General features: G+C 57.8%; 21 protein-coding genes. 2 read left to right on the top strand and 19 right to left on the bottom strand.

What is annotated here, in order from left to right; translation table 11 throughout:
* Window positions 1–83 precede the first annotated feature (83 nt).
* Window positions 84–1058, top strand: a complete 975-nt coding sequence (locus tag QFZ91_RS40015) for a Bug family tripartite tricarboxylate transporter substrate binding protein (RefSeq protein WP_429570671.1) — start codon at window positions 84–86, stop codon at window positions 1056–1058.
* Window positions 1059–1212: 154 nt separating this feature from the next.
* Here QFZ91_RS40015 and QFZ91_RS40010 read toward each other — a convergent pair whose 3' ends face one another.
* The 6 genes from QFZ91_RS40010 to QFZ91_RS39985 all read right to left on the bottom strand — a co-directional run bounded on the left by QFZ91_RS40010 (window position 1213) and on the right by QFZ91_RS39985 (window position 5981).
* Window positions 1213–1413 (bottom strand): hypothetical protein, encoded by a 201-nt coding sequence (locus QFZ91_RS40010; protein ID WP_429570670.1) that lies wholly within the window; start codon window positions 1411–1413, stop codon window positions 1213–1215.
* A 15-nt stretch (window positions 1414–1428) separates the two neighbouring features.
* A complete protein-coding gene (locus QFZ91_RS40005) occupies window positions 1429–2784 on the bottom strand; it encodes an MFS transporter (protein WP_429570669.1) in 1356 nt (451 codons plus the stop codon).
* A gap of 95 nt (window positions 2785–2879) precedes the next feature.
* Window positions 2880–3860 (bottom strand): TRAP transporter substrate-binding protein DctP, encoded by a 981-nt coding sequence (dctP, locus tag QFZ91_RS40000; protein ID WP_429570668.1) that lies wholly within the window; start codon window positions 3858–3860, stop codon window positions 2880–2882.
* A 167-nt stretch (window positions 3861–4027) separates the two neighbouring features.
* Window positions 4028–4549 carry a DoxX family membrane protein gene (locus tag QFZ91_RS39995; RefSeq protein WP_429570667.1) on the bottom strand — a complete coding sequence of 174 codons (522 nt, stop codon included), beginning with the start codon at window positions 4547–4549 and terminating at the stop codon, window positions 4028–4030.
* A gap of 23 nt (window positions 4550–4572) precedes the next feature.
* On the bottom strand, window positions 4573–5076 hold the full coding sequence (locus tag QFZ91_RS39990; RefSeq protein WP_176106738.1) for a hypothetical protein: 504 nt from the start codon (window positions 5074–5076) through the stop codon (window positions 4573–4575).
* 782 nt (window positions 5077–5858) lie between these two features.
* Window positions 5859–5981 carry a hypothetical protein gene (locus QFZ91_RS39985; RefSeq protein ID WP_429570666.1) on the bottom strand — a complete coding sequence of 41 codons (123 nt, stop codon included), beginning with the start codon at window positions 5979–5981 and terminating at the stop codon, window positions 5859–5861.
* Between the two features lie 156 nt (window positions 5982–6137).
* Here QFZ91_RS39985 and QFZ91_RS39980 point away from each other — a divergent pair, with 156 nt between their 5' ends.
* On the top strand, window positions 6138–7226 hold the full coding sequence (locus QFZ91_RS39980) for a porin (protein WP_176125427.1): 1089 nt from the start codon (window positions 6138–6140) through the stop codon (window positions 7224–7226).
* A gap of 512 nt (window positions 7227–7738) precedes the next feature.
* On the opposite strand, the gene QFZ91_RS39975 is transcribed toward QFZ91_RS39980, so the two are convergent.
* From QFZ91_RS39975 to QFZ91_RS39915, 13 genes are all read right to left on the bottom strand, one after another.
* Window positions 7739–7927, bottom strand: a complete 189-nt coding sequence (locus tag QFZ91_RS39975; protein WP_176106741.1) for a hypothetical protein — start codon at window positions 7925–7927, stop codon at window positions 7739–7741.
* A gap of 12 nt (window positions 7928–7939) precedes the next feature.
* Window positions 7940–8476, bottom strand: coding sequence for a hypothetical protein (locus QFZ91_RS39970; protein WP_246391931.1), 537 nt, complete (start codon window positions 8474–8476; stop codon window positions 7940–7942).
* Between the two features lie 119 nt (window positions 8477–8595).
* A complete protein-coding gene (locus QFZ91_RS39965; protein WP_087738133.1) occupies window positions 8596–8790 on the bottom strand; it encodes a hypothetical protein in 195 nt (64 codons plus the stop codon).
* Window positions 8787–9302 carry a hypothetical protein gene (locus tag QFZ91_RS39960; RefSeq protein ID WP_429570665.1) on the bottom strand — a complete coding sequence of 172 codons (516 nt, stop codon included), beginning with the start codon at window positions 9300–9302 and terminating at the stop codon, window positions 8787–8789. Before QFZ91_RS39960 ends, QFZ91_RS39965 begins: the two co-directional genes overlap by 4 nt.
* A 68-nt stretch (window positions 9303–9370) precedes the next feature.
* Entirely contained in the window at window positions 9371–10543 is a 1173-nt protein-coding gene (locus tag QFZ91_RS39955) for a mandelate racemase/muconate lactonizing enzyme family protein (protein ID WP_429570664.1), read from the bottom strand.
* Window positions 10544–10605: 62 nt separating this feature from the next.
* Complete coding sequence (locus tag QFZ91_RS39950; RefSeq protein WP_429570663.1) at window positions 10606–11946, bottom strand: MFS transporter; 1341 nt, start codon at window positions 11944–11946, stop codon at window positions 10606–10608.
* Between the two features lie 37 nt (window positions 11947–11983).
* The gene (locus QFZ91_RS39945; protein WP_429570662.1) at window positions 11984–13564 is read right to left on the bottom strand and encodes an FAD-dependent oxidoreductase; all 1581 of its coding nucleotides are present in this window, start codon (window positions 13562–13564) and stop codon (window positions 11984–11986) included.
* A 35-nt stretch (window positions 13565–13599) separates the two neighbouring features.
* Window positions 13600–14658, bottom strand: coding sequence for a Rieske 2Fe-2S domain-containing protein (locus tag QFZ91_RS39940; RefSeq protein ID WP_429570661.1), 1059 nt, complete (start codon window positions 14656–14658; stop codon window positions 13600–13602).
* Between the two features lie 243 nt (window positions 14659–14901).
* Complete coding sequence (locus tag QFZ91_RS39935) at window positions 14902–15747, bottom strand: amidohydrolase family protein (protein ID WP_176384068.1); 846 nt, start codon at window positions 15745–15747, stop codon at window positions 14902–14904.
* Window positions 15748–15793: 46 nt separating this feature from the next.
* Window positions 15794–16897: a zinc-dependent alcohol dehydrogenase gene (locus tag QFZ91_RS39930; protein ID WP_176125423.1), complete on the bottom strand. Its 1104-nt coding sequence runs from the start codon at window positions 16895–16897 to the stop codon at window positions 15794–15796.
* A gap of 27 nt (window positions 16898–16924) precedes the next feature.
* Window positions 16925–17719: an amidohydrolase family protein gene (locus tag QFZ91_RS39925; RefSeq protein WP_176106747.1), complete on the bottom strand. Its 795-nt coding sequence runs from the start codon at window positions 17717–17719 to the stop codon at window positions 16925–16927.
* A gap of 7 nt (window positions 17720–17726) precedes the next feature.
* Complete coding sequence (locus tag QFZ91_RS39920) at window positions 17727–18980, bottom strand: Rieske 2Fe-2S domain-containing protein (protein ID WP_429570660.1); 1254 nt, start codon at window positions 18978–18980, stop codon at window positions 17727–17729.
* Window positions 18981–19039: 59 nt separating this feature from the next.
* Window positions 19040–19345 (bottom strand): hypothetical protein, encoded by a 306-nt coding sequence (locus tag QFZ91_RS39915; RefSeq protein WP_176106749.1) that lies wholly within the window; start codon window positions 19343–19345, stop codon window positions 19040–19042.
* Window position 19346 lies beyond the last annotated feature (1 nt).

Raw genomic sequence — 19346 nt, 5'->3', positions numbered from 1 at the left:
TTTGCCCTAGTACAATGGTAGTCTTTTTTGAATACAAAATTGCGCGCATCGCATCTGTAACCCCAACATAAAGGAGACGTGACTTGAACGCGAATCGAAAAATCTTCGTCGGTGCGGCACTCGCTTTCGCCGCAGTCGCCGGCATTACGACGTCGAGTCGTGGCTTCGCGGCACAGACGGCACCCGTCAAAATCTCTATCGCCAAAGCACCGGCGAAGTCGGCGCCGGTCAAGCTGATCGCTGCCGGGCCGAACCAGAATTCGGACCTGGTTGCACGCGCACTGGCACCCGCATTGAGCAAGGCGCTGGGCACCGATGTTGTCGTCGAAAATCAGGCGGACGCAGCTGCGGTGTCGGCAGCAAAAGCAGCGCCCGCTGACGGACTGACGCTTCTCGTCGGCGATACGGATCAAGTGGACGGCGCACGCCAGGATTTGACTCCGGTGGCACAGGTCACCGGTCACGCGGGCCTGGTTCTGGTCGCGGGCAACGGCGCCGGTTTGAGCGGCACCGACATCAAGGACTACGCCGATCTCATCAGCCGTCTGAAGGACAATCCGAACTGCTACATGTTTGGATCGACAGGCACCACGTCGCGTGAATATCTGGCGATGGTGGCGTTCCAGAAGCGTGCGGGCGTCAAAATGATTCATACCGCCTACAGGAGCGACGCTGAACAGATCCCGGCGCTCTTGAGCGGCAAGGTGCAAATGATAGAGATTCCGTACGAAATGGCGGCGCCGCAGATCAAGGCCGGCAAGATGCGTGTGCTCGCGGTCCTGGGTTCGCGCCGTATTCCCGAGATTCAGAATGTTCCCGCACTCGGCGAAATGTTCCCAGGCTTCGATTTCGCGTCGCATACGGGTGTGTTGGCACCGAAGGATCTTCCGGCGCCGGTCCGCGATAAGATCGCCGATGCGGTGAAGATGGCAGTGCAGGACCCGAACGTCCAGAAGGCGCTGAACGTCAACGGTCACCAGGCCGCTTATCTCGCATCCGCTGACTATGCGAAGGTTATCGCCACTGACCACGACAAGCTGACTCAGCCCGCGAAGTAACGTTGTTCGTTGCGTGTATAGCAACTGGAGCTCGATGTTCTGAAAAGACATCGAGCTTTTTTCTTTTGTCGCCCATCCATCTCCTGTCGCAACTGGAGGCTACGGGGATTCTCCTCAGTACCTGTCACACTTTCGAGCCGTCCAATCGCGTTGATCACGCGCGAGCGCTAACCTGCCGCGCTCGTGAATTTCCGCGCGCTTCATCTCGCGGCGTCACCTGAAGTTCGGCTGCTGGATCGGCCACGCGCCGGTCGTGAAATTCTGCATCGAAAGCACCGAAGTGATCCGCCAGGTCTCGACCGTAATCACTTGATCCCGGATACGTATTTGCGTGTGATTTAAAGGAATAGCTCATATCGTTTCTCGTAATCTAGCGCAGTTCCTGGCCTTCCTCCCAGGGAAGACCGGCGAATGCCACGACCGACAACAGGGTAAAGGCCCCGACAACGAAGAATGTCATCGGGAAATCGTCGATTACCAGATGATCCGCGCTGTGCCCATGAACCTGCGCGGTGATCGTCAGGCATGATGCGCAGACTGCGACACCAAAACTGATCGACGTCTGCTGCATCATTGTCGAAAGTGCCGTGGCCTTACTCATCAAGGTCTTAGGAATGCCGGAATAGCCAACCGTATTCATAGTTATCATCCCCAGAGAATTGACGATACCCGCTACGAACAGCACGAAGCACATAAGCCCAACCGACGTCGTCGGTCTGAACAAGCCATAGCAAGCGAATGTCGCGCCCGTCATCGCGGCGCCCAGCATCATGATCGGCCTGAATCCGAATTTCCTTATTGCACGATCCATGATTGGACGGACACCGAATGCGCCGACAGAGAGCCAGGCGCTCATCAAGCCGGATTGAATGGGCGTCAATCCCAAGCCGACCTGCAAGAGCAGCGGTACGAAGATTGGAGCCGAGCCGACCGCGAGTCTGAGCGGAATGCCGCCAATCGTCGTGATGCTAAACGCTTTATATCCAAAAATCTTGAGAGGGATAATGACATCGAGACGTCCACGGCTATAAAGCCCGTATGCGACCATTGCCAGAACCCCAACAGCCGTGATTCCAATCGTCACGCTCATAGGGACGAAATTACGGCCGACGGTTTCCAGACCACATACGATGCCCGAAAGCCCTATCGCCATCAGAATGAATCCCGTCCTGTCGAACGGCTCAGACTTCTCCGAGCGTGAATCCGGCACAAATTTCAACGACAGGAGGATGCCCAATACACCGAATGGAATGTTGAGCAGAAAGATCCATCGCCACGAGCCCATCGTGACGATCAGCCCACCCAGTAGCGGCCCAATCACACGCCCAATGGCGCCGGGAACTGTGAACCACACCATCGCTGCCACCAGCTGCGTTGCCGGGATACTTCGCAGCAGAATCAGGCGCCCTACAGGCACCATCATGGCGCCGCCAAGACCTTGCAAGACCCGGAATAGAACGATTTCAGTGATCGAGGTGGCCGCGCCGCATAGTGCGGATGCCAGTGAGAAGATGGCGACTGCCGAACAGAATACGCGCCGCGTTCCGAACCTATCGGTGAGCCACCCGCTTGCCGGGAGGAACAGTGCGAGGCTCAACAGATAGGCGGTTATAGCGAAGTTGAGATGAAGTATCTCGACATTCAGGGAAGCGGCAATCGACTGGAGAGACGTGCCCAATATCGAGGTATCGAGACTCTGCAAGAACATCGGCACCGCGACGATCATTGGAATCAGTCGCGTACGCCTGGATGCAGATCGAGACTCCTGGGTGGAGTCTCGCGCATCCTCAATAGTTATATTTTTCTCAAGCACCGGATTGTCTAGCGTTTCGCTATTTGACGTCGATACATATCGACAATCGTGGGATCGTAGTTGCGGAAGAATTGCTGCCTGACGGGATCTGTAAGGGTGTCCAGTTTTGCTATTTCATCCGTCGCGACGATATGAACCGTCATTCCGTGACGCTCGAGCTCAGCACGATCGGTTTTCGCCTGTTCTCGAATCAGATCGCGCTCAAAGCGCCCAGCTTCTATCGCAGCGTGTTGTAAAACATTTCGATCCCGCACCGTCAACTTCTGCCAGACCACCGAATTGGCAACCACAGCAATGGCGCTGTATGAGTGATTCGTGACCGAAACGGCCGATTGAACATCATAAAGGTGACCGGCCAAGATCTGCGAATAGAAGTTATCTTCCGCAACGATGCGTCCACTCTTCAATGCTCCGTATAGTTCAGAATACGGAAGTCCCACGACGTCAGCGCCCAAGACCTTGAACGTCTCAACGAACGCGGGTTCCGGGATCACGCGAACCGGCCGGTTCGCCAGATCGAGCGCGTGCCGGAACGGCTGGCCCGACGTCGTGATCTGGCGGAAGCCGTTCTCCCACCAGGCGAGACCCGTCAAACCGTGACCCTCGAGGCGCGACAACAGAGTTTGTCCGAACGGACCATCGAGCAGTGCCTGCGCCTGAGGTTCGCTGCGGACAACATACGGCAGATCCATGATCTCGAATTCGGGCACGAGATGACGCAATGCCGGCGTCACCAGCAGCATCAAATCCGGGGCACCCGGGCCACCTGCCTGCAATGTTTTGATCTGCTCATCCGGCGAACCCGGTACTGTATCGGCGCTCACGCTCACCGCCAGACGACCGTGAGACTCCCGGTTCACGATATCTGCGAACCTGGCCATGCCGCGCACTGTCGGCTGGTCCGGCGACATATGCGCTCGATACTCTACGATCGTGAGCGTTTGAACAGCCTGCCCATGCGCGATCAACGGCTGCACGATCAACAGCATGCCAAATATCGCGCCCCTGATATCGTCACAAACCCGGCTCAATGACCAACCCGATTTAAGACGTAAAAATCTTTTCGTCATGTTCCAGGAAATATCGCCAAATATTTAAACAAAAAAAGCTACGTTACCGAAGCAACGTAGCCAAATCCCTCACTTCACATCCGAAATCAGATCAGATCAACAGCGTCCGACTTGAAAATTTTTGGCAGCTTCTTCCAGTCGCCGATGCGGCCGATCGTGGTTTTGAACGTCATCATCGGCAGGTAGTACTTGATGTACCAGACCATCAGAATCAGGTTCATATATAGGCAACCAACGCCCATGTACGGCGTGAACATCTTGTCGAAGCGATGGTTCAACACGATCGCGTTGTACCAGACGACGAACGACACCGGCAGAAGCATAAGCAGGCCGACCGGAACGAAGATACCGAGAATGAGCGAAAGGCCACCCAGAATTTCGCACGTCTTCACGATATGGAAAAAGTGCGTGTGAACCATCGTGACCAGCAGCTCATTCGACTCGGGCAGCGTGCCGAACGGTTGCGGGAAGATCGGCGACATGCCGAGAGCCGTACGCCAGTAGCTGGTACCGCTGACGACCATCCAGCCGCCAAGATACAGCCGGCAGAACGTCAGGATGACTTTGCCGATGAGTTGCGGCATCGTTTTGCGATCATCGTTGTCCATAGTGTGCTTTCGTCCTTTGCTGTTTAGTTCGCAGCCTGCACAGGCGCCGCCTTCTGTTGCGTAATGCGATCATGGCGAATGATCCACCCAGACCCGCTGATCTCGTAGACATCGACAACGTCTTGCGCCGGTTGGCCACGGGTGGCGCCGATCGTCTGGTAGACCGCGACGTCCATGCCTTGGACGATGATCTTCTTCACTTCGTGGGGAATGGGTCCGCCATCCTGATGATCGATCGTGTTCGGCGCGTTATCGACAGCCTTTTCCGAAAAGTAAGTCTTGTACGCTTCGGCGCCCTTGCCCTCCGTATAGGCCAGGTCCATGAACTCCTGAACGATGTCGTGCGGCAGTTTGCCGGTGCCCGCATGCCAGTGCCAACGGGGATCCGAATGCAAACCGTGAGCGATCTGCGCGATGAACAGGAAGCCCACGATCGCCGTGACCACGCGTCCAGTCATGCTGTCCATCCACACGTTGATACGCGTGGCGATACCCCCCGAGGAGAGAACCCCTTGGTTATTCGACATCCTGCCTCCTTGAAAGCATTGTGAAGAGTGAAACGCTTCGGCTTGAGATGGTTCGGTCCTGCGTTTTTGTATTTAATTTAGCCTACCGAATCGTATAGGTCGAAACATCGGGTGTAAACGTCGGGGTTTCCCTATTTCCGTTGTTGGCGGATAGGTGCTATTTGATGTACGCGACATTTCCTTCGCGAGCAATGTAATCCGCGGGGAGCGACGGCGCCGGGCGGGCGGCAAGGTCGGTTTCGGGCTGACGAATCCGTCAGCAGTGAGTCGGTCAGTGGCAAGGAACCCGTATGCCGCGATAGTTGACGCGGCATGGTGGCAAAAGCCTTGCCATCCTCGGCCTTCCGTAATGTGAGTCCTCACCCGGATGGGTAGACAGGAAAATTCAATCCGCGAGCGAACACGATCCACCACCGGCATTGGCCCTTGCAGCGCCCGACGCCGGATGACCGGGGTTGTTGCGGCTACGTTGCTACTGGGGCATCTGACCAGTTGGAGCGCCGGCCGCCTCATGCCATTGCGCCACGATCGCGCCTGCGCGTATCGCGGTCTCGGGGTAGTCGAACCTAACGGGTCACCAAGCGCATATCGTTCGGCGCTGTCCTGTGTCTGCGGAGGAATTTCGAGGACACGGCCACTGCCAGAGCGAGGCGTTCGATGGATCGCGCGGCATCGAGGCGCGCCGCAATTGCCGATAGAATGCGCGCCGGAAGCTTCCCGCTGTATGTGCCTTCTGTTCCGCCGAAAAGAGCTTCGCCCGCGGGCCTTTCACCATGCCGGCCTTAGACGCCTTCAACCAATGGTGCTCTATCTTTTTCTTTTGAAGAATCGCTCTGCACCGTTGCTTTTTCCTTTGCAATCCCAATCAATGACCACAGAGGAAAATAGCGAGCATCAGCTGTCATCCAGGGAATACCCTCGAACACAACACTTCTGAAATTTTCCCCCTGTTATATGCAACATCGTATATTATTTTGAATGCGTACTGTTGTGCATCGCCTCGCCCTTGTGCAACGTCGACCACTCTACAAATTAACATCCACAAATAGGAGACACTGGAATTGCGTAAACTGCTCGTTAGCTGCGCCGTTACGGCAGCAATCGCGCCTGTGATGGCACAGGCACAGACCAGCGTGACGCTGTATGGCGTCGCCGATGCATTCATCGGCTACTTCGGAAACTCCGAAGGCCAACACGTCATCAGCATGAACAGCGGCGGTGCCGGTGGTTCCCGTTGGGGCATTCGCGCGAAGGAAGATCTGGGCGGCGGTCTGTCAGCGATCGCCGTGCTCGAAAGCGGCTTCAACATCAACAACGGCACGTCCGGCCAGAGTGGACGTCTGTTCGGGCGTCGCGCCTACGTCGGCATCGACAGCCGCGACTTCGGCCAGATCATTGCAGGTCGCTTGCAAACGGCCGGCTACGAATGGGGCGGCACTTTCGACCCGATGCTGCTGGCAGCAGCCTCGCCGCTCGGCTCGATTGGCGGCGAAGAACCGCGTCCGTGGATTTTCAACATGCTGCAAGATCCGGCTCGCCAGGACAATACGATCCAGTATTCGTCGCCCACGTGGAGGGGTCTGAATGGTACAGCAGCGTATTCGTGGGGCAACAATCAAGGTCTGCAGAACGCGACGCACTACCAACTCGCGACTCTTACCTACGCCAACGGCCCGTTGCTCACGAGCTACGGCTTCGGCCACAGCCTGCAACCGTCAGCGACCATTGCACGCAATACGTACGAACACGTCTTGGGTGTGAAATACGACTTCAACTTCGTCGCGCTCTACGGTACGTACCAAGTGCGTCTGAATGATCCGGGCCAGACCGATAAGGGCTGGCAAGCCGGTGTCACGATTCCGACCGGCCCATTCGGCACCATTCGCGCTTCTTACGGCGGACTGAGCGACCAGAACATTACCTATGCCAGCACAAACGGTCCGGTAACTGGCAATTGGGCGATTCGATCGGCTGCTGTCGGTTACACGTACCAGCTCTCGAAGGCGACGATGCTGTACGGCTTCTTCAAGAAGCTCTGGAACAGCGGGATCGCGCACCAAACGATCTACCCGCCCGGTGGTCTCGGTGCCCCGACCGGCTACCACGCCAATGTCACGGCAATCGGCCTGGGTTTGGCAACGCGCTTCTAAGCCTTCCTACTCCTGCGAAAAAGCCCGCTTCGAGCGGGCTTTTTTTATTCATAGTCCTCTGCTTGCCAAATCGTCGATGACCGTCCCGCTTATACGCTCTCGCTCATCGATCAACACCTGCATGATCTGTTCTCGGTCGCGTCGGACCAACGCCGTCATCAGCCTGCGCTTGAGCTTAGCCTACTAATCCTCTGCAGGCAGGCATCTTTCTGTCGCCAGTGGCAGGTACTTCTCCATCGGTTCAATCGGACGCAGTGCCTCTGTCCAAGGGCTTTCAAACGCACTCGGGAACAAAGCGGGGATTGGGATATCTGTCGCAGCTCATTGCTTGACAGATCAGAGATGAACCGCCTACGACCTGGGTCATGCGTACTCGCGCCCTGCGCCACCATCAGGTCGATCCTGCTGAATCCAACTCAGATGGTCACGCCAAGCCGTATATAAACAAAAAAAGTCCAGAGAGAACATTCTCCCCGGACTTCCTTGAATCTAGAACCGCGGTGACCGAAGCCTTATGCTTCGCCCTTGATCTTGTCGCGCACGAGCACGAAGATGAAGAGCAGCCAGGAGACGCCGAGGCCGAAGTAATCGAAATTACGCAGCGGACGGTACTCCGTCCAGCCCCAACCCGTCGAGCCGTCGACGGCCGCCAGCGTCAGTGCGATACAGATGGCGATTGCGATCCAGGTATTCTTTTTCATCGCGTGTGCTCCTTAAGCTAATTCTTTCTTTCGCTGTTCGAAGGCGGGTACATTTTGCTGCTGTTCGACGGCGGGTACACCCACCAGGCTCCCACCTTTGCCCTTCAGGCTGAAACCCTTCCAGCCGTCCCACAGCCACATCGGGTTGAGCGTCGGACGGAAGCAAACCGCCATGTAGCCGCTGTATGCGAGCAGCAGAATGCCGTTCATCAGGAGTTCTTGCGGACCCGAGAACAGTTGACGCGGCGTCGCCGAGATAAACGTGTTCAGCCAGAAAATCGTGACCGTCGTCGGCATCTCGAGAATCAGTGTCAGGAACACGAAACGGTTCATCAGCAGCAGTGCCCCGTAAACCGCTTCCATGTACTTAACCCAGTGATACATACCGATCGCATCGGCTCCCGCCACATACTGGCCGGCGAGACCCGGAATCATCGGCACATAGCCGTCGATCACGAATCGGATACCTGAGAAGAAAAGATGGGCGCCGAAATACAGACGCAACCACGTGATTACATACTTCCACGGGGAAGAATTCGCGCTATTCATGGGAAGGCTATTTCCGTAAAGGTTCTTGCAGTACAACGTTGAAATATGGTGCCGCAGAAATTGCAATACGACAGGATATCTCAAAGGTGATGGAAACTTCCCATCACCTAAGAGCCGTTTTAAACGATGCCTTTACGGCGATCGCGAATCAGTACAGTAATGACGCAGATCCACGGAATTGCGAGACCAAACATGTCACGCGCGCGCAGAGGACGATATTCCGTGTAACCCAATCCCGTCGAGCCGAAGAAGACCCAGCACGTCATGACCAGACACAGCGCGAGACCGATATAGAGGTTCCGGTTGCTCTTCATTGCAGTTCTCCCGATTCGACGATATCTCTGCGCAGTTCAGGTCTTTTCTTGAACTTGAGAGACTCTTTCCAGACATCGACCCTGAACCCTTCCCACAATGCCAGAGGCGTGAGTTTTGGCTTAAATACCGAAGCCATGTAGCCGCTGTAGGCCAAAATCAATAGACCATTCATCAGCAGTTGATTCGGGCCCGAGAACAATTGGCGCGGAGTCGCAACGATGAAGGTATTGATCCAGAAAATCGAAACCGAAGTCGGGAACTCGAAAATCGCAGCGAGCAGCACGAAACGGTTGCTCAGCATCAGGATACCGAGCACGCATTCCATATACTTGACGACCGGGAACATGTGAATCGCATCGAGCGCTTGCACGTATGCACCTCCGGTGCCCGGAATGAATGGAACCCATCCGGTGGAGATATAACGGAAACCCGACCACAGCAAATCAGCACCGAAATATATCCGGAGCCAAAGGACAGCGTACTTCCACGGCGGCGAATTAATACCTTGCATCAGATGTCTCCGTTGTTGGCTTTAGTTTTCGCAACGCGGCGGAATCGAGTCAGCCGCTGAATGCCCGTTTACGCCTGAACGACCCGATGGGCTGCGCCCGGCGTGATGATTTTGTTCAGGAGCTTTTCATCGACCTCGAATCCAAAGCCCGGCCCTTCGCTCGGATATGCCCGGCCCCGGGCAAACCGCTGACCGCCGATGGCCAGATCTTCGCCCGCCGGAATCTCGTCGCTGTTGAATACCGAATGCACGGCCAGAGGCCCCATGCTTTCGCTCATGAACTGGCACGCCCACTGATCCGAGACCATCAAATGCGTGCTCGGGCCCGACTCGATACCGCCGCCGATCAAGGTGGAGCAGAACACGGGGATATCGTAGATCCGGCATGCCGCCAGGAATCGTTGCGCCTTGAGCAGACCGCCGACCTTTTGAATCTTCAGAATCACGCCGTCCGCCGAGCGGCGCTCCGCGATCTCGCGCAGGTCGCCAAGTTCCTGCGCACCCTCGTCTGCGTAAATCGGCGTGTTCACGCGCTCGCGGAGTTTGGACATGCTGTCGCGGTATTGATGCGCCAGCGGCTGCTCCATGAAAGCGAGGTTGTATTCGTCCAGGCGACGCACCGTCTTCAGGGCCTGCTCGTAATTCCACGAACCATTTGCGTCCAGAGTGATCATCGCGTCCGGGCCGAGTGCTTTGCGCACTTCGCGGGCCGTCGCCACATCGTTGTCGAACGTATGGCGCCCAACCTTGAGCTTGAAGGCCGAGAAACCAGCCTCCCGAACCTGGACTGCTGCCTCTGCCACTTTTTCCGGATCGCCGGCCGAGAGAACCCAGCCCAATGGTACTGACTCGCGAGTGCGGCCACCCAAAAGATCGTAGACCGGGCGGCCGAGTGCTTTCCCCTTCAGGTCATGCAACGCGCAATCGACGAGAGCTTTCGCCTGATTGTTGTCGCGTGCCAGCTGATCCATCATGCCGACGATTTTTTCGATATTGCACGGATCTTCGCCAAGCAGGATTCGCGGAGCGAAAATATCGGAAATCATTGCCGTCATCGAGGCCTGGCTTTCACCGCGATACCACGACGAGGTGTCGCCAGATTCAGCGACGCCCACCAATCCGTTATCGGCATAGATACGCACCACGAGCGTATTCAGACAGGTGATCGTGACGTTCGGAAGCTTCAGTGGCCTCTTAAGCGGCATTGAAACCGGAACGCACTCAACGCGGGTAATTTTCACGGGATTGAACCTATAGGAACTCGAGAGAGGAGTGCCCCCACCGGACACTCCTGAATCAGATATCAGCTATTTGCCGCCGCACGACGCAGTGCACCACAGACACGGATCAACAGAATGACTGCCAGTGCTACCGAGATCACATAGCAAACGACGAAGGAAGCGCCGAGTGCATTGGGACCCGAGAAGAGTTTGGCAACGAGCGCGACGACGGTGGGCCCGAGTGCCAGGCCGAGCAGGTTGGTGATCAGGTAGTAGACCGCCGTCAGTTTTCCCATCATGTTGCCCGGCGTGAAGTTGGCCATCGTTGCGCCGCCTGCTACCGCGAACATCGAGAACATGAACGTCTGCACGAAATATGCAATCAGGCCGACATTCATCGAGTGAATCAGCGGGAAGCATGCGGTGACGATTGCAGCGATGGCCGTCGTGACAGCGGCGACACGAACCGGTGCGTCGATCATGCCGCGTTCACGCAGCCAGTCAGCGATACGGCCCAGGATCAACAGGCCAGCGGGCGACGCCAACAGTGCCACACCGCCCAACGCCTTACCGATCTCCGGGCGCGGGACATTCAGCGTGCGCGCGATGATTTCCGGGAGCCAGGCCATCTGCGAACCGACCGCAATGCCGTACAAGCAGATCGCAACCCAGAGTTGAACGTAGACGGCCTTGTTGGTCCACGCGAAACAAAGCGCTTGACGATACGTGACCCCACTGCCTGCGTTGACGTCGCGGCGTGCCGGTTCACGTACGAGCCACAGCAGTACGGCGAACGGAATGCCGATAAGACCCGGCACCAGCAGCACGAAATGCCATGGTTTGAGCCCCCCAACCAGCGGCAGGCCCGCAAATGCACCCGCCGACGCCGCCTTCAGAAGAAAACCGCCGAGGCCGAGAGCCAGACCGGTGCCGAGAAGCGGGCCGATGTTGTAAATGCCGAACGCGAGGCTGCGGCGTTGCGGCGGAAACGCATCGCGAATCATCGACGCGGCTCCGGGCGACAGCGCGGACTCGCCAACACCGAGGCCCACCCGCGTTACGAACAACTGGACGTACGTCTGACTCAGACCGCACAAAACCTGAACGGCGGACCATGCCATGATCGCGCCACCGAGCAGGCGCCGGCGCTCGTACTTATCGACCAGCGCACCCATCGGAACGCCAAGCACGCTGTACAGAAGCATGAATGAGAGCCCGAGAAGCCAACTGACTTCGAGATCGGAAATTCCGAGGTCTTCCTTGATCGGCCCGACGACGAGGGAAATCGCGCCCCGATCGATGAAGGAGACCACGTATGTCGCCGTCAAAATGGCGAGCATCCACCATGCTCCCTTCGACGTATTCGAATCCGAAGCGGTTTCGGCGGATGCGAACGTCGCTCGCACCTCTGCGGTCTCACTCATTGTTCTCTGTCTCCTGGTTAGTTATCCGTGTAATCAATCAGCGAAGCTTCCGATCCTCGCTATCGGAAAGTGCGGTCTTCGCTGCTGTCATGCCTGATACGATGAACTCCGCAATATCGCCCATCGAGTTGTAGAACGGACCCCACAAAGATCCACACTCCCCAACTGCGTAGAGACCGGGAATCGGCTTGTCGTGATGATCGAGAACACGTTGCCCCGCATCATGTTTCGGTCCGCCGTGGGTATTGAGGTACGTCGGCAGCATGGGTCCGATCGCGTAGTACGGCCCCTCGTCGTTGAGCGGCACCAGGAACGTCTCGCGTCCGAACTCGGGATCGGCATTCAGACGGCACTGCTCGTTATAGCGCTCGACCGTCTCACGAAGCGTCTGAGGATCGAGGTGACCTGCCTTGGTCACGCCCGGGATTTCCGGCCATTGGCACTTCAACGCCAATTCTTCGAGCGTATCGGCCTTGACGATCAGACCTTCTTCGAGTTCCTTGAGGTTGTCCTGGCTCCACGGCGGCACGCGCGAATTCAGCGTGGTCATCGCCGCGCCACCGGCCCGAACCTTTTCGTCGAAGATGTGGAACGCCGGCACGTTGGTGAATTCCGGAATGCCCGGCGTCGTTGCTAGCCACGTGTCGCGATTCGCCAACCCGTGTTGAACGACCGACGTGTCGATCGTTTCGTTGTGGAAGCGCTTCGCCTGTCGGTTCACCCACAGCAGACTGCCGCCGTCCTTGAACGCGCCCGACTTGTAGCCGAAACCCGCTACCTTGTTAAGGTCATACGTGACGTAGACGTACCCTTCCTTAGTCTTGATGCCCATGTTGAGCGGGCCTGCCACGGCGTTCATGTGCCACAGCTGGGCACCGACTTCCTGCGCCATGCGGATGCCGTCGCCGGTCAGATTCGGGCTGCCCAGGAAATAGATCGGGCATGCGGTGATAAACTGCTTGCACATGGCCTCGTTCGCTTCGAAGCCACCGCTGGCCAGCACCGTTGCCTTGCGACCGCGAATCGTGATCGTCGTGCCATCTTCGCGTTCGGCTTCGACACCGAGAATCGCACCCGTCACCGGATGCTGAATCAGACGCGTAACACGCGTGCTGTACTTGACACGTGCACCCGCCTTCTCTGCTTGAGCCGAGATCGCGTTATAGAGACCTGCGCCGCCTGGCGCGGCCACGACGCTCATACCCTTGATGCTCTCGGCACCCGGAGCGCCCGCGAACTCGGGAAAGAAACCCGGGGCCGAGAACGGCTGCGGGTTGTCTTTGAGCGGCAATTCCAGTTTGTGCTGGAACGCAGGTATGTCTTTGAGACTTGCGACGAAATGACGAAGAACGCTCTCCTCGGTCTGACCTGCACACAACCAGTTCAGATACTTGAAAGACTCTTCTTCATCGACGGAGGTCATGATCAGACCACCCGCCACACAGACCGAGTTACCGCCACCCTGTGCACCCTTTTCGAGGATGAGCACGTCAGCGCCCTGTTCGGCGGCAGCGAACGCGAACGTTGCGCCCGCACCGCCATAGCCGACCACAACCATATCGGCCTGTTCATCCCATCGGGGCTCGGTCCAGTTCACTTCCATCTTTTCGTTATCCATCGTGTCTCCAAACATACCGGCGCGGGTTGAGCTGCTCAGGCTGCGGGAGATGCTGCCTGCTCGGCTTCTTCCTTCGTGCGAAGGCCGTCATAAATCTCGTTGTAACGCAGCACCGGCTGATCCATCGCCAGCATGATCATCTTGCGGCCCGGCACCTTCTTGATCATTGCCTGCTGCGCTTCGATGATTGCCTTGTCTTCGGCGAATGCCGCGTCGGCGATTCCGAATGCGTGCTCCTTCAGATCGGCGTGCTCATGATCCGGACCGAAGTTGTAGAAGAACATCGATTGCGTATCGTTGATCGGCGTAATCATCTGGCACGTGCAGCGGCGGAAGATCGGTTCCTCGTTCGGCTTACCGTCGACGAAACGATCTTGAACGCCCGGTGCGAAGGAGTTGATCTTCAGAATGAAGACGCCCGGCACCAGGAAGGTGCTGACCACGTTATCGTCGGAAGGCAGATCGAAATACGGGTTCGTCGGACGACCCATGTGCCAACGATCGGCGACGACTCCACGTTCGAGAACCGTCGTGCCGCGCTTGGTCTCGCCATCCTTCTGAACCTTCAGCGACACCTTGTTATTCGCACCGAACGTCGATTCGTGAATGAACGGTGCGTGCGACAGGTCGAGCAGGTTGTCGGCCACGAGTTCTGCATTGCCGTTCATGACGAACTTCGAGCAGACCATCGAGTACGTGTCGCTATTCGGACCTTCGATCGGCGGAATCAGTGCGACGTCGGCCTTTGCCGGGTCACCCATCCAGACCCACGCGGCACCGTGCTTTTCTTCGATCGGGTAGCTGCGCACGCAGACCTTCGACGAAATCCGCTCCTGGCCCGGGATTTCGGTGCAGCGACCATCGGCAGCGAACTTCAGGCCGTGATACATGCAGCGCAGTTCGTCGCCTTCTTTGCGGCCAACCGTCAGCGGCGCCAAACGGTGCGGGCACAGGTCTTCCAGAGCGACGAGCGTGCCGTCGTCCTTGCGATAGAGCGCCAGCGGTTCGTCCATCACGGTGAATGGGACGATGTCGGTAGCCGAGAACTCGCTCGACCAGCCAACCATGTACCAACAGTTCCGAAGGAATTTCATTTGATGTCTCCTCAGAGAGAATCGAGAACGGACAAATCGAGCGTGTTGCCTGACATATGCGGTACAGCCGACCCAACTTGCCCCGGATCGGATCTACCGCGCTCGATCGCCGAAAGTATTCAATTGGGTATTCTTTATCTTATCTTGTAGCACCGCTCGACAAGACTCGGGGATACCCTTAAATGCGAGAATCGGCGTCCCGCTTTTTCTTGGGTTGGAACGCCGTATCCACGTGGGCGAATATCAGCTGAAGTACACGCGTTCAGCGGTCGTGTGCAGGACCTTCCGCTGATCTGCTTCAGAGAGCGACGACACTGAATCCTTTGCCAACTGAACCATGTCCTTGTACTCACCCTTCGACTGCGCGATGTCCGAACCCCACATCACGCGGTCGGCTCCGAACGACCGGACGACACGCTCGACGACGGGCGCTGCCGGCAGCTCGAGTGCCTTCAGCTTGCCGAGGTTGATCATCGAGTACAGCAGGTAGACGTTCGGCGAGTCGACGAACTTGAGCAGCGCTTCGTCCACGCCGTAGTCCGGTGCACCCGATTCGCCGACGATGTTCGAAAAGTGATCGAGAACGACTGGCGTGTTCGGGAATTGCTTGACGACGTCTCGAAGCGCTTCGAGCGCGGCGACGCGATTCCAGCGGTAGAAGTGCAGGCGCACCGAGCCGCCGAAATCCGACACGGCCGACCATGCACGCATGGCTTCTTTCGACGCGAACCAGCTCGAGTCCGCGCCCTTTTGCGGCTCCGTCAGACGAATACCGACCGAGCCACGCTGGCCAACCCAGTAACGGACGGTTTCTTCGACGTTGTCGGCCAGTGCATCGATCATGCACAGCGAACGCAGACGATCGGGATATTGCTCTGCGGAGTCCACCACATAGTCGTTGTGGAAGCCGTAGAGGTGAGCGCGCTGGACCGCGAGCGCCTTCTCGACACCATTTGCATCGAGCAGGTCGATCAGGCGTTCGGCCGTCACCGGGTTGTCGAATGCGTTAGCTTCGAGCGTGCCGCTCAACGGCGACGGCGGATACTTCTCCACGTTCGTGGAAATCAGGTGGGCGTGACTGTCGATCATGACGTTACCTTCTCTGTAAAATTCGATATCAACAAACGGTAGGGCGTTATTTCCACGGATCGACACAGACGTGGATAGCGCCTTCGACGCCACGCCCGGCCGTCGCCAGGATCGCTTCGTGTGTCTGTGCGAGTCCGAAGGTGTGCGAGCACACCTCGTCGATCGGATAGCGGCCCGAACCGATATAGCGCAGTGCCAGTTCGACAGCCGCATAGCTACGGCCACGCGGTGCACGCACCGTCAGATAGCGCTTCTTGATCTCGCCGATCGGCACGTGCTGTTCCAGGCCGTTCAGGCTCAGGTAGGCGCCCTTCGCTGCCAGCGCGATCGCCTGCTTGACGATTTCGCCTTTGGGATCGCCCGTGGTATCGACAACGACGTCCACGCCACGGCCCTTCGTGATACGCATCACTTCGGCTTCGAGGTCTTGCGTCTCGACATTGATCGCGTAGTCGGCGCCAAGGCGCAGCGACAGATCGAGACGAGTCTGGTCACGCGTCATACCCGCGAGAATCACCGTGTACGAGCCAGCGGCCTTTGCCGCCAGCACGCAGCCCAAACCCTGCTGGCCAGGACCGAAGACGAGCACGACCTTGCCGGGGCCTGCGCCACCGTCAAGACACGCCCACTGCACGCCGTTGCCGAACGGCACGGCCAGCGTCGCATGCGTGGCCGGCATGTCGTGGGGAATCTTGTGCATCACCGTGTTGAGCGGCATGTGCATGTACTGCGCGTAACCGCCCCACAGATGCGGCGGCTTGTTGGCGGTGGACATGCCGAATCGATCGGTATTCAGACGATCCTTCACGTTGAAGAAATCGACTTCCATGCACAGACGGAAATCGCCCTTCATACACCACTCGCAATTCCAGCACGGCAGGTATTCATGGAGAGCAACGCGGTCGCCGGGCTTGACGCCCCACCGCTTAGCCGCGATTTCGCCAACTTCTTCGATCGTGCCGACGTTCTCGTGGCCCATGATCACCGGAACGTGACCGGCCTTGCGATACAACTCGGGATCGCTGCCACCGACGCCGCTGGCTTCGATGCGCAGAATGCCGGTCTCGGGGCGCACTTGCGGATAATCGAATTCACGCAATTCGGTGGTCTCGACATCCGTCTTGACCGCGGCCAATACCTTCTTCGTCATGTCTGTCTCCTACTAGTTTTTTCAATCTCAGGCTTTCGAAAATACACGCAGGGCGGTGCCGCCAAAGATCGCGTCGAGATCGTCATTCGTCAGTCCCGCGAGTGCCTGACGCGTGAGTTTCAACGCCAGACCATATCCCTCGCGCGAACTCACGACGGGGAAGTCAGAGCCCCACATCAAACGATCAGCGCCAAACGCGCTAACTGCTTCGTGTAGGAGCGTAGGATGGGCATCACCAAACGGCCGGCCCTGCTGCCAGGTTTTCGAATCGCGAGGCAATAGTTCGCCAAGGCCCGGTACTTTCAGCATCACGTTGGGGAACGCCGCGAGTTTGAACACCTGGCGGCGCAGGGCCAGCGCTTCATCCGTTGAAGCCGGCGTGCTGGTGCCGCCAAGATGCTCGAGGACAATCGTCGTACCCGGCAATTTGGTGATCAGTTCAATGAAGCCCGGCGCGTTGAACGCTTCAGCAGATCCAACGCAGCTCACTGGCAATCCCGAGGCCTGGATACCGCGCCAAGCCTCGGGAAGGCGACCGTCGTCAAGACATGCCGATGGTCTCAGTCGAATACCGCTGGCACCAGCACGGGCCAGCGATTCGATCGTCTTCGCAACGTCCGGGTCCTCCACATCGACCCAGGCCACGCTCGACAGACGGCCGGGAAATCGTTTGACGCATTCCTGCTGATACCGGTTATCCGTCTGTCCAATCATCTGCGTGAGCACGGCATGACCAACACCGTATTCATTCATCTGATCGAGCAGCGTCTCGACGGGCTCATACCAATGAGGCGATACGTGAGCATGGCTATCGACGATCATGCGTACCTCAGGCCTTCAGAGCGACGTCCGGGTTGAGGGGCACTTCTTCCTTCCACGTGCGGTCGTTCGGGAAGATCACTGTCGAAGCGTGAATCTGATTCCACGGAATCGTGTTCGTCAGCACGCTCGGCAGTTCACCGCTTTGTGCATACGCGCGTGCCGAACGAATCATCTGGCGACGCCATGCGACGACCGCGACGTCCGACGTGCCCAAGTGTTCCTTCGTGCGGTCGAGGATGCGGCCCTGCGTTTCGCTGACTGCGTGGTCTTGCGTCAGGATGCCCTTGATGCCCGACATCGACGAGGTCTTCATCGCTTCGCGGTCCTGCTTGTACCAGTTGTCGATGTTGAGTTCCTTGCGGAAGTTTTCGTCGACCCAGTGGCCGCCTTCCTGGATGCGATATTCGATATCGACCGGCTGCGTTTCGTCGAAGAACCACTGGATGTGCCACGTCGATTCGTCATCGCGCGGAACGAAAGCGTTGGCCATGCGGCGGTTCTTACGGACGCCGAAGCCATCGGGCGGGATCAGCGTGAAGAACGGCAGAATCACTTCCGTGACGCGGGCGTGCAATTTGCCTTCTTCCCGGAAGTTGCGGACGCCGGCGTAGCGCAAACCGTACAGCGTGTATTCGACTTCGATCTTCGGACGCAGATCGCGCTCGTGCTCGTACTTCGCCGGCGCCGACCACGGCTGCTCGCGGTGAAGGACACCCGCGTGTGCCGAGTCGATCGTGCCTTCGACGGCCTGAGCGTAGTTGCAGTCTTCGAGTACCTTGAACGCTGCAACCTTTTCTGCCGGGTACGACAGGAAATCGAAGTCGGGGAACTGCGGAACCTTCGCCGGGTCGCCCATGTACGTCCAGACCACGCCAGCGACTTCACGCACCGGGTACGCGATCGCCTTGATACGCGAGCACAGCTTCGAATCTTCCGGCTCGGTCGGGGTGTCCATGCACTGGCCATCTACCGCGAACTTCCAGCCGTGGTACAGACAACGCAGACCGCCGTCCGAGTTGTCGCCCAGCGCGAGCGATGCACGACGGTGCGGGCACTGTTCTTCGAGCAGGCCGACCTTGCCATCGCTGTCGCGGAACGCCACGAGATCTTCGCCCAACAGACGCACGCGCTTGGGCGCACCACCCGGCTCCTGAATTTCCGATGCGAGCAGCGCCGGAATCCAGAATTGACGAATCATGTCGCCGTTCGGGGTGCCTTTTCCTACTTGAGTCAGAACGTCGTTGTCTTCACGGGAAAGCATGTTTGCTCCTAATCTCTTATATGTGAATTTGCGTGGGAGACCGAAATCCCCCGTCGGCCTTAAACGAGTGCGACCGCTTTTAGCAGTCGCTCGCGAGCGTCTACGGTGTTACTTTCGTTGCCGATCAGGTCGTGCGCTTCGATGACCAGATTGCGCAGCGCCACGAGGTTCTGCCCTTCGGCCGAGTTCGCGGCATTCCGTGCTTCCGCAGCGATATCGTTGTCGAGCAGTCGCCAGACTTCGTCCAGTTCGGACTCGCGATAGATCATCTGTTCGAACGTGCGCGAGTTCTCCACCCGTTCGATAATCTGACGCAGCGTTTCCGGCGAGTAATCCTCGATTGAATGAAGATCATCCACGTTCATT

It is taken from the genome of Paraburkholderia sp. JPY419 (assembly GCF_050435705.1).
Lineage (GTDB): Bacteria > Pseudomonadota > Gammaproteobacteria > Burkholderiales > Burkholderiaceae > Paraburkholderia > Paraburkholderia youngii.
Note: the sequence above shows the minus strand (reverse complement) of the source record. Positions and strands in the feature narration are given on the sequence as shown.

Bases quoted from the DNA above. Each gene is read 5' to 3' on its own strand.
- QFZ91_RS40010 (WP_429570670.1), bottom strand. From the start codon at position 1,413: ATGAGCTATTCCTTTAAATCACACGCAAATACGTATCCGGGATCAAGT.
- QFZ91_RS40005 (WP_429570669.1), bottom strand. From the start codon at position 2,784: ATGATCGTCGCGGTGCCGATGTTCTTGCAGAGTCTCGATACCTCGATA.
- dctP (WP_429570668.1), bottom strand. From the start codon at position 3,860: ATGCTGTTGATCGTGCAGCCGTTGATCGCGCATGGGCAGGCTGTTCAA.
- QFZ91_RS39995 (WP_429570667.1), bottom strand. From the start codon at position 4,549: ATGGACAACGATGATCGCAAAACGATGCCGCAACTCATCGGCAAAGTC.
- QFZ91_RS39990 (WP_176106738.1), bottom strand. From the start codon at position 5,076: ATGTCGAATAACCAAGGGGTTCTCTCCTCGGGGGGTATCGCCACGCGT.
- QFZ91_RS39985 (WP_429570666.1), bottom strand. From the start codon at position 5,981: ATGACAGCTGATGCTCGCTATTTTCCTCTGTGGTCATTGATTGGGATT.
- QFZ91_RS39975 (WP_176106741.1), bottom strand. From the start codon at position 7,927: ATGAAAAAGAATACCTGGATCGCAATCGCCATCTGTATCGCACTGACG.
- QFZ91_RS39970 (WP_246391931.1), bottom strand. From the start codon at position 8,476: ATGAATAGCGCGAATTCTTCCCCGTGGAAGTATGTAATCACGTGGTTG.
- QFZ91_RS39965 (WP_087738133.1), bottom strand. From the start codon at position 8,790: ATGAAGAGCAACCGGAACCTCTATATCGGTCTCGCGCTGTGTCTGGTC.
- QFZ91_RS39960 (WP_429570665.1), bottom strand. From the start codon at position 9,302: ATGCAAGGTATTAATTCGCCGCCGTGGAAGTACGCTGTCCTTTGGCTC.
- QFZ91_RS39950 (WP_429570663.1), bottom strand. From the start codon at position 11,946: ATGAGTGAGACCGCAGAGGTGCGAGCGACGTTCGCATCCGCCGAAACC.
- QFZ91_RS39945 (WP_429570662.1), bottom strand. From the start codon at position 13,564: ATGGATAACGAAAAGATGGAAGTGAACTGGACCGAGCCCCGATGGGAT.
- QFZ91_RS39940 (WP_429570661.1), bottom strand. From the start codon at position 14,658: ATGAAATTCCTTCGGAACTGTTGGTACATGGTTGGCTGGTCGAGCGAG.
- QFZ91_RS39935 (WP_176384068.1), bottom strand. From the start codon at position 15,747: ATGATCGACAGTCACGCCCACCTGATTTCCACGAACGTGGAGAAGTAT.
- QFZ91_RS39930 (WP_176125423.1), bottom strand. From the start codon at position 16,897: ATGACGAAGAAGGTATTGGCCGCGGTCAAGACGGATGTCGAGACCACC.
- QFZ91_RS39925 (WP_176106747.1), bottom strand. From the start codon at position 17,719: ATGATCGTCGATAGCCATGCTCACGTATCGCCTCATTGGTATGAGCCC.
- QFZ91_RS39920 (WP_429570660.1), bottom strand. From the start codon at position 18,980: ATGCTTTCCCGTGAAGACAACGACGTTCTGACTCAAGTAGGAAAAGGC.
- QFZ91_RS39915 (WP_176106749.1), bottom strand. From the start codon at position 19,345: ATGAACGTGGATGATCTTCATTCAATCGAGGATTACTCGCCGGAAACG.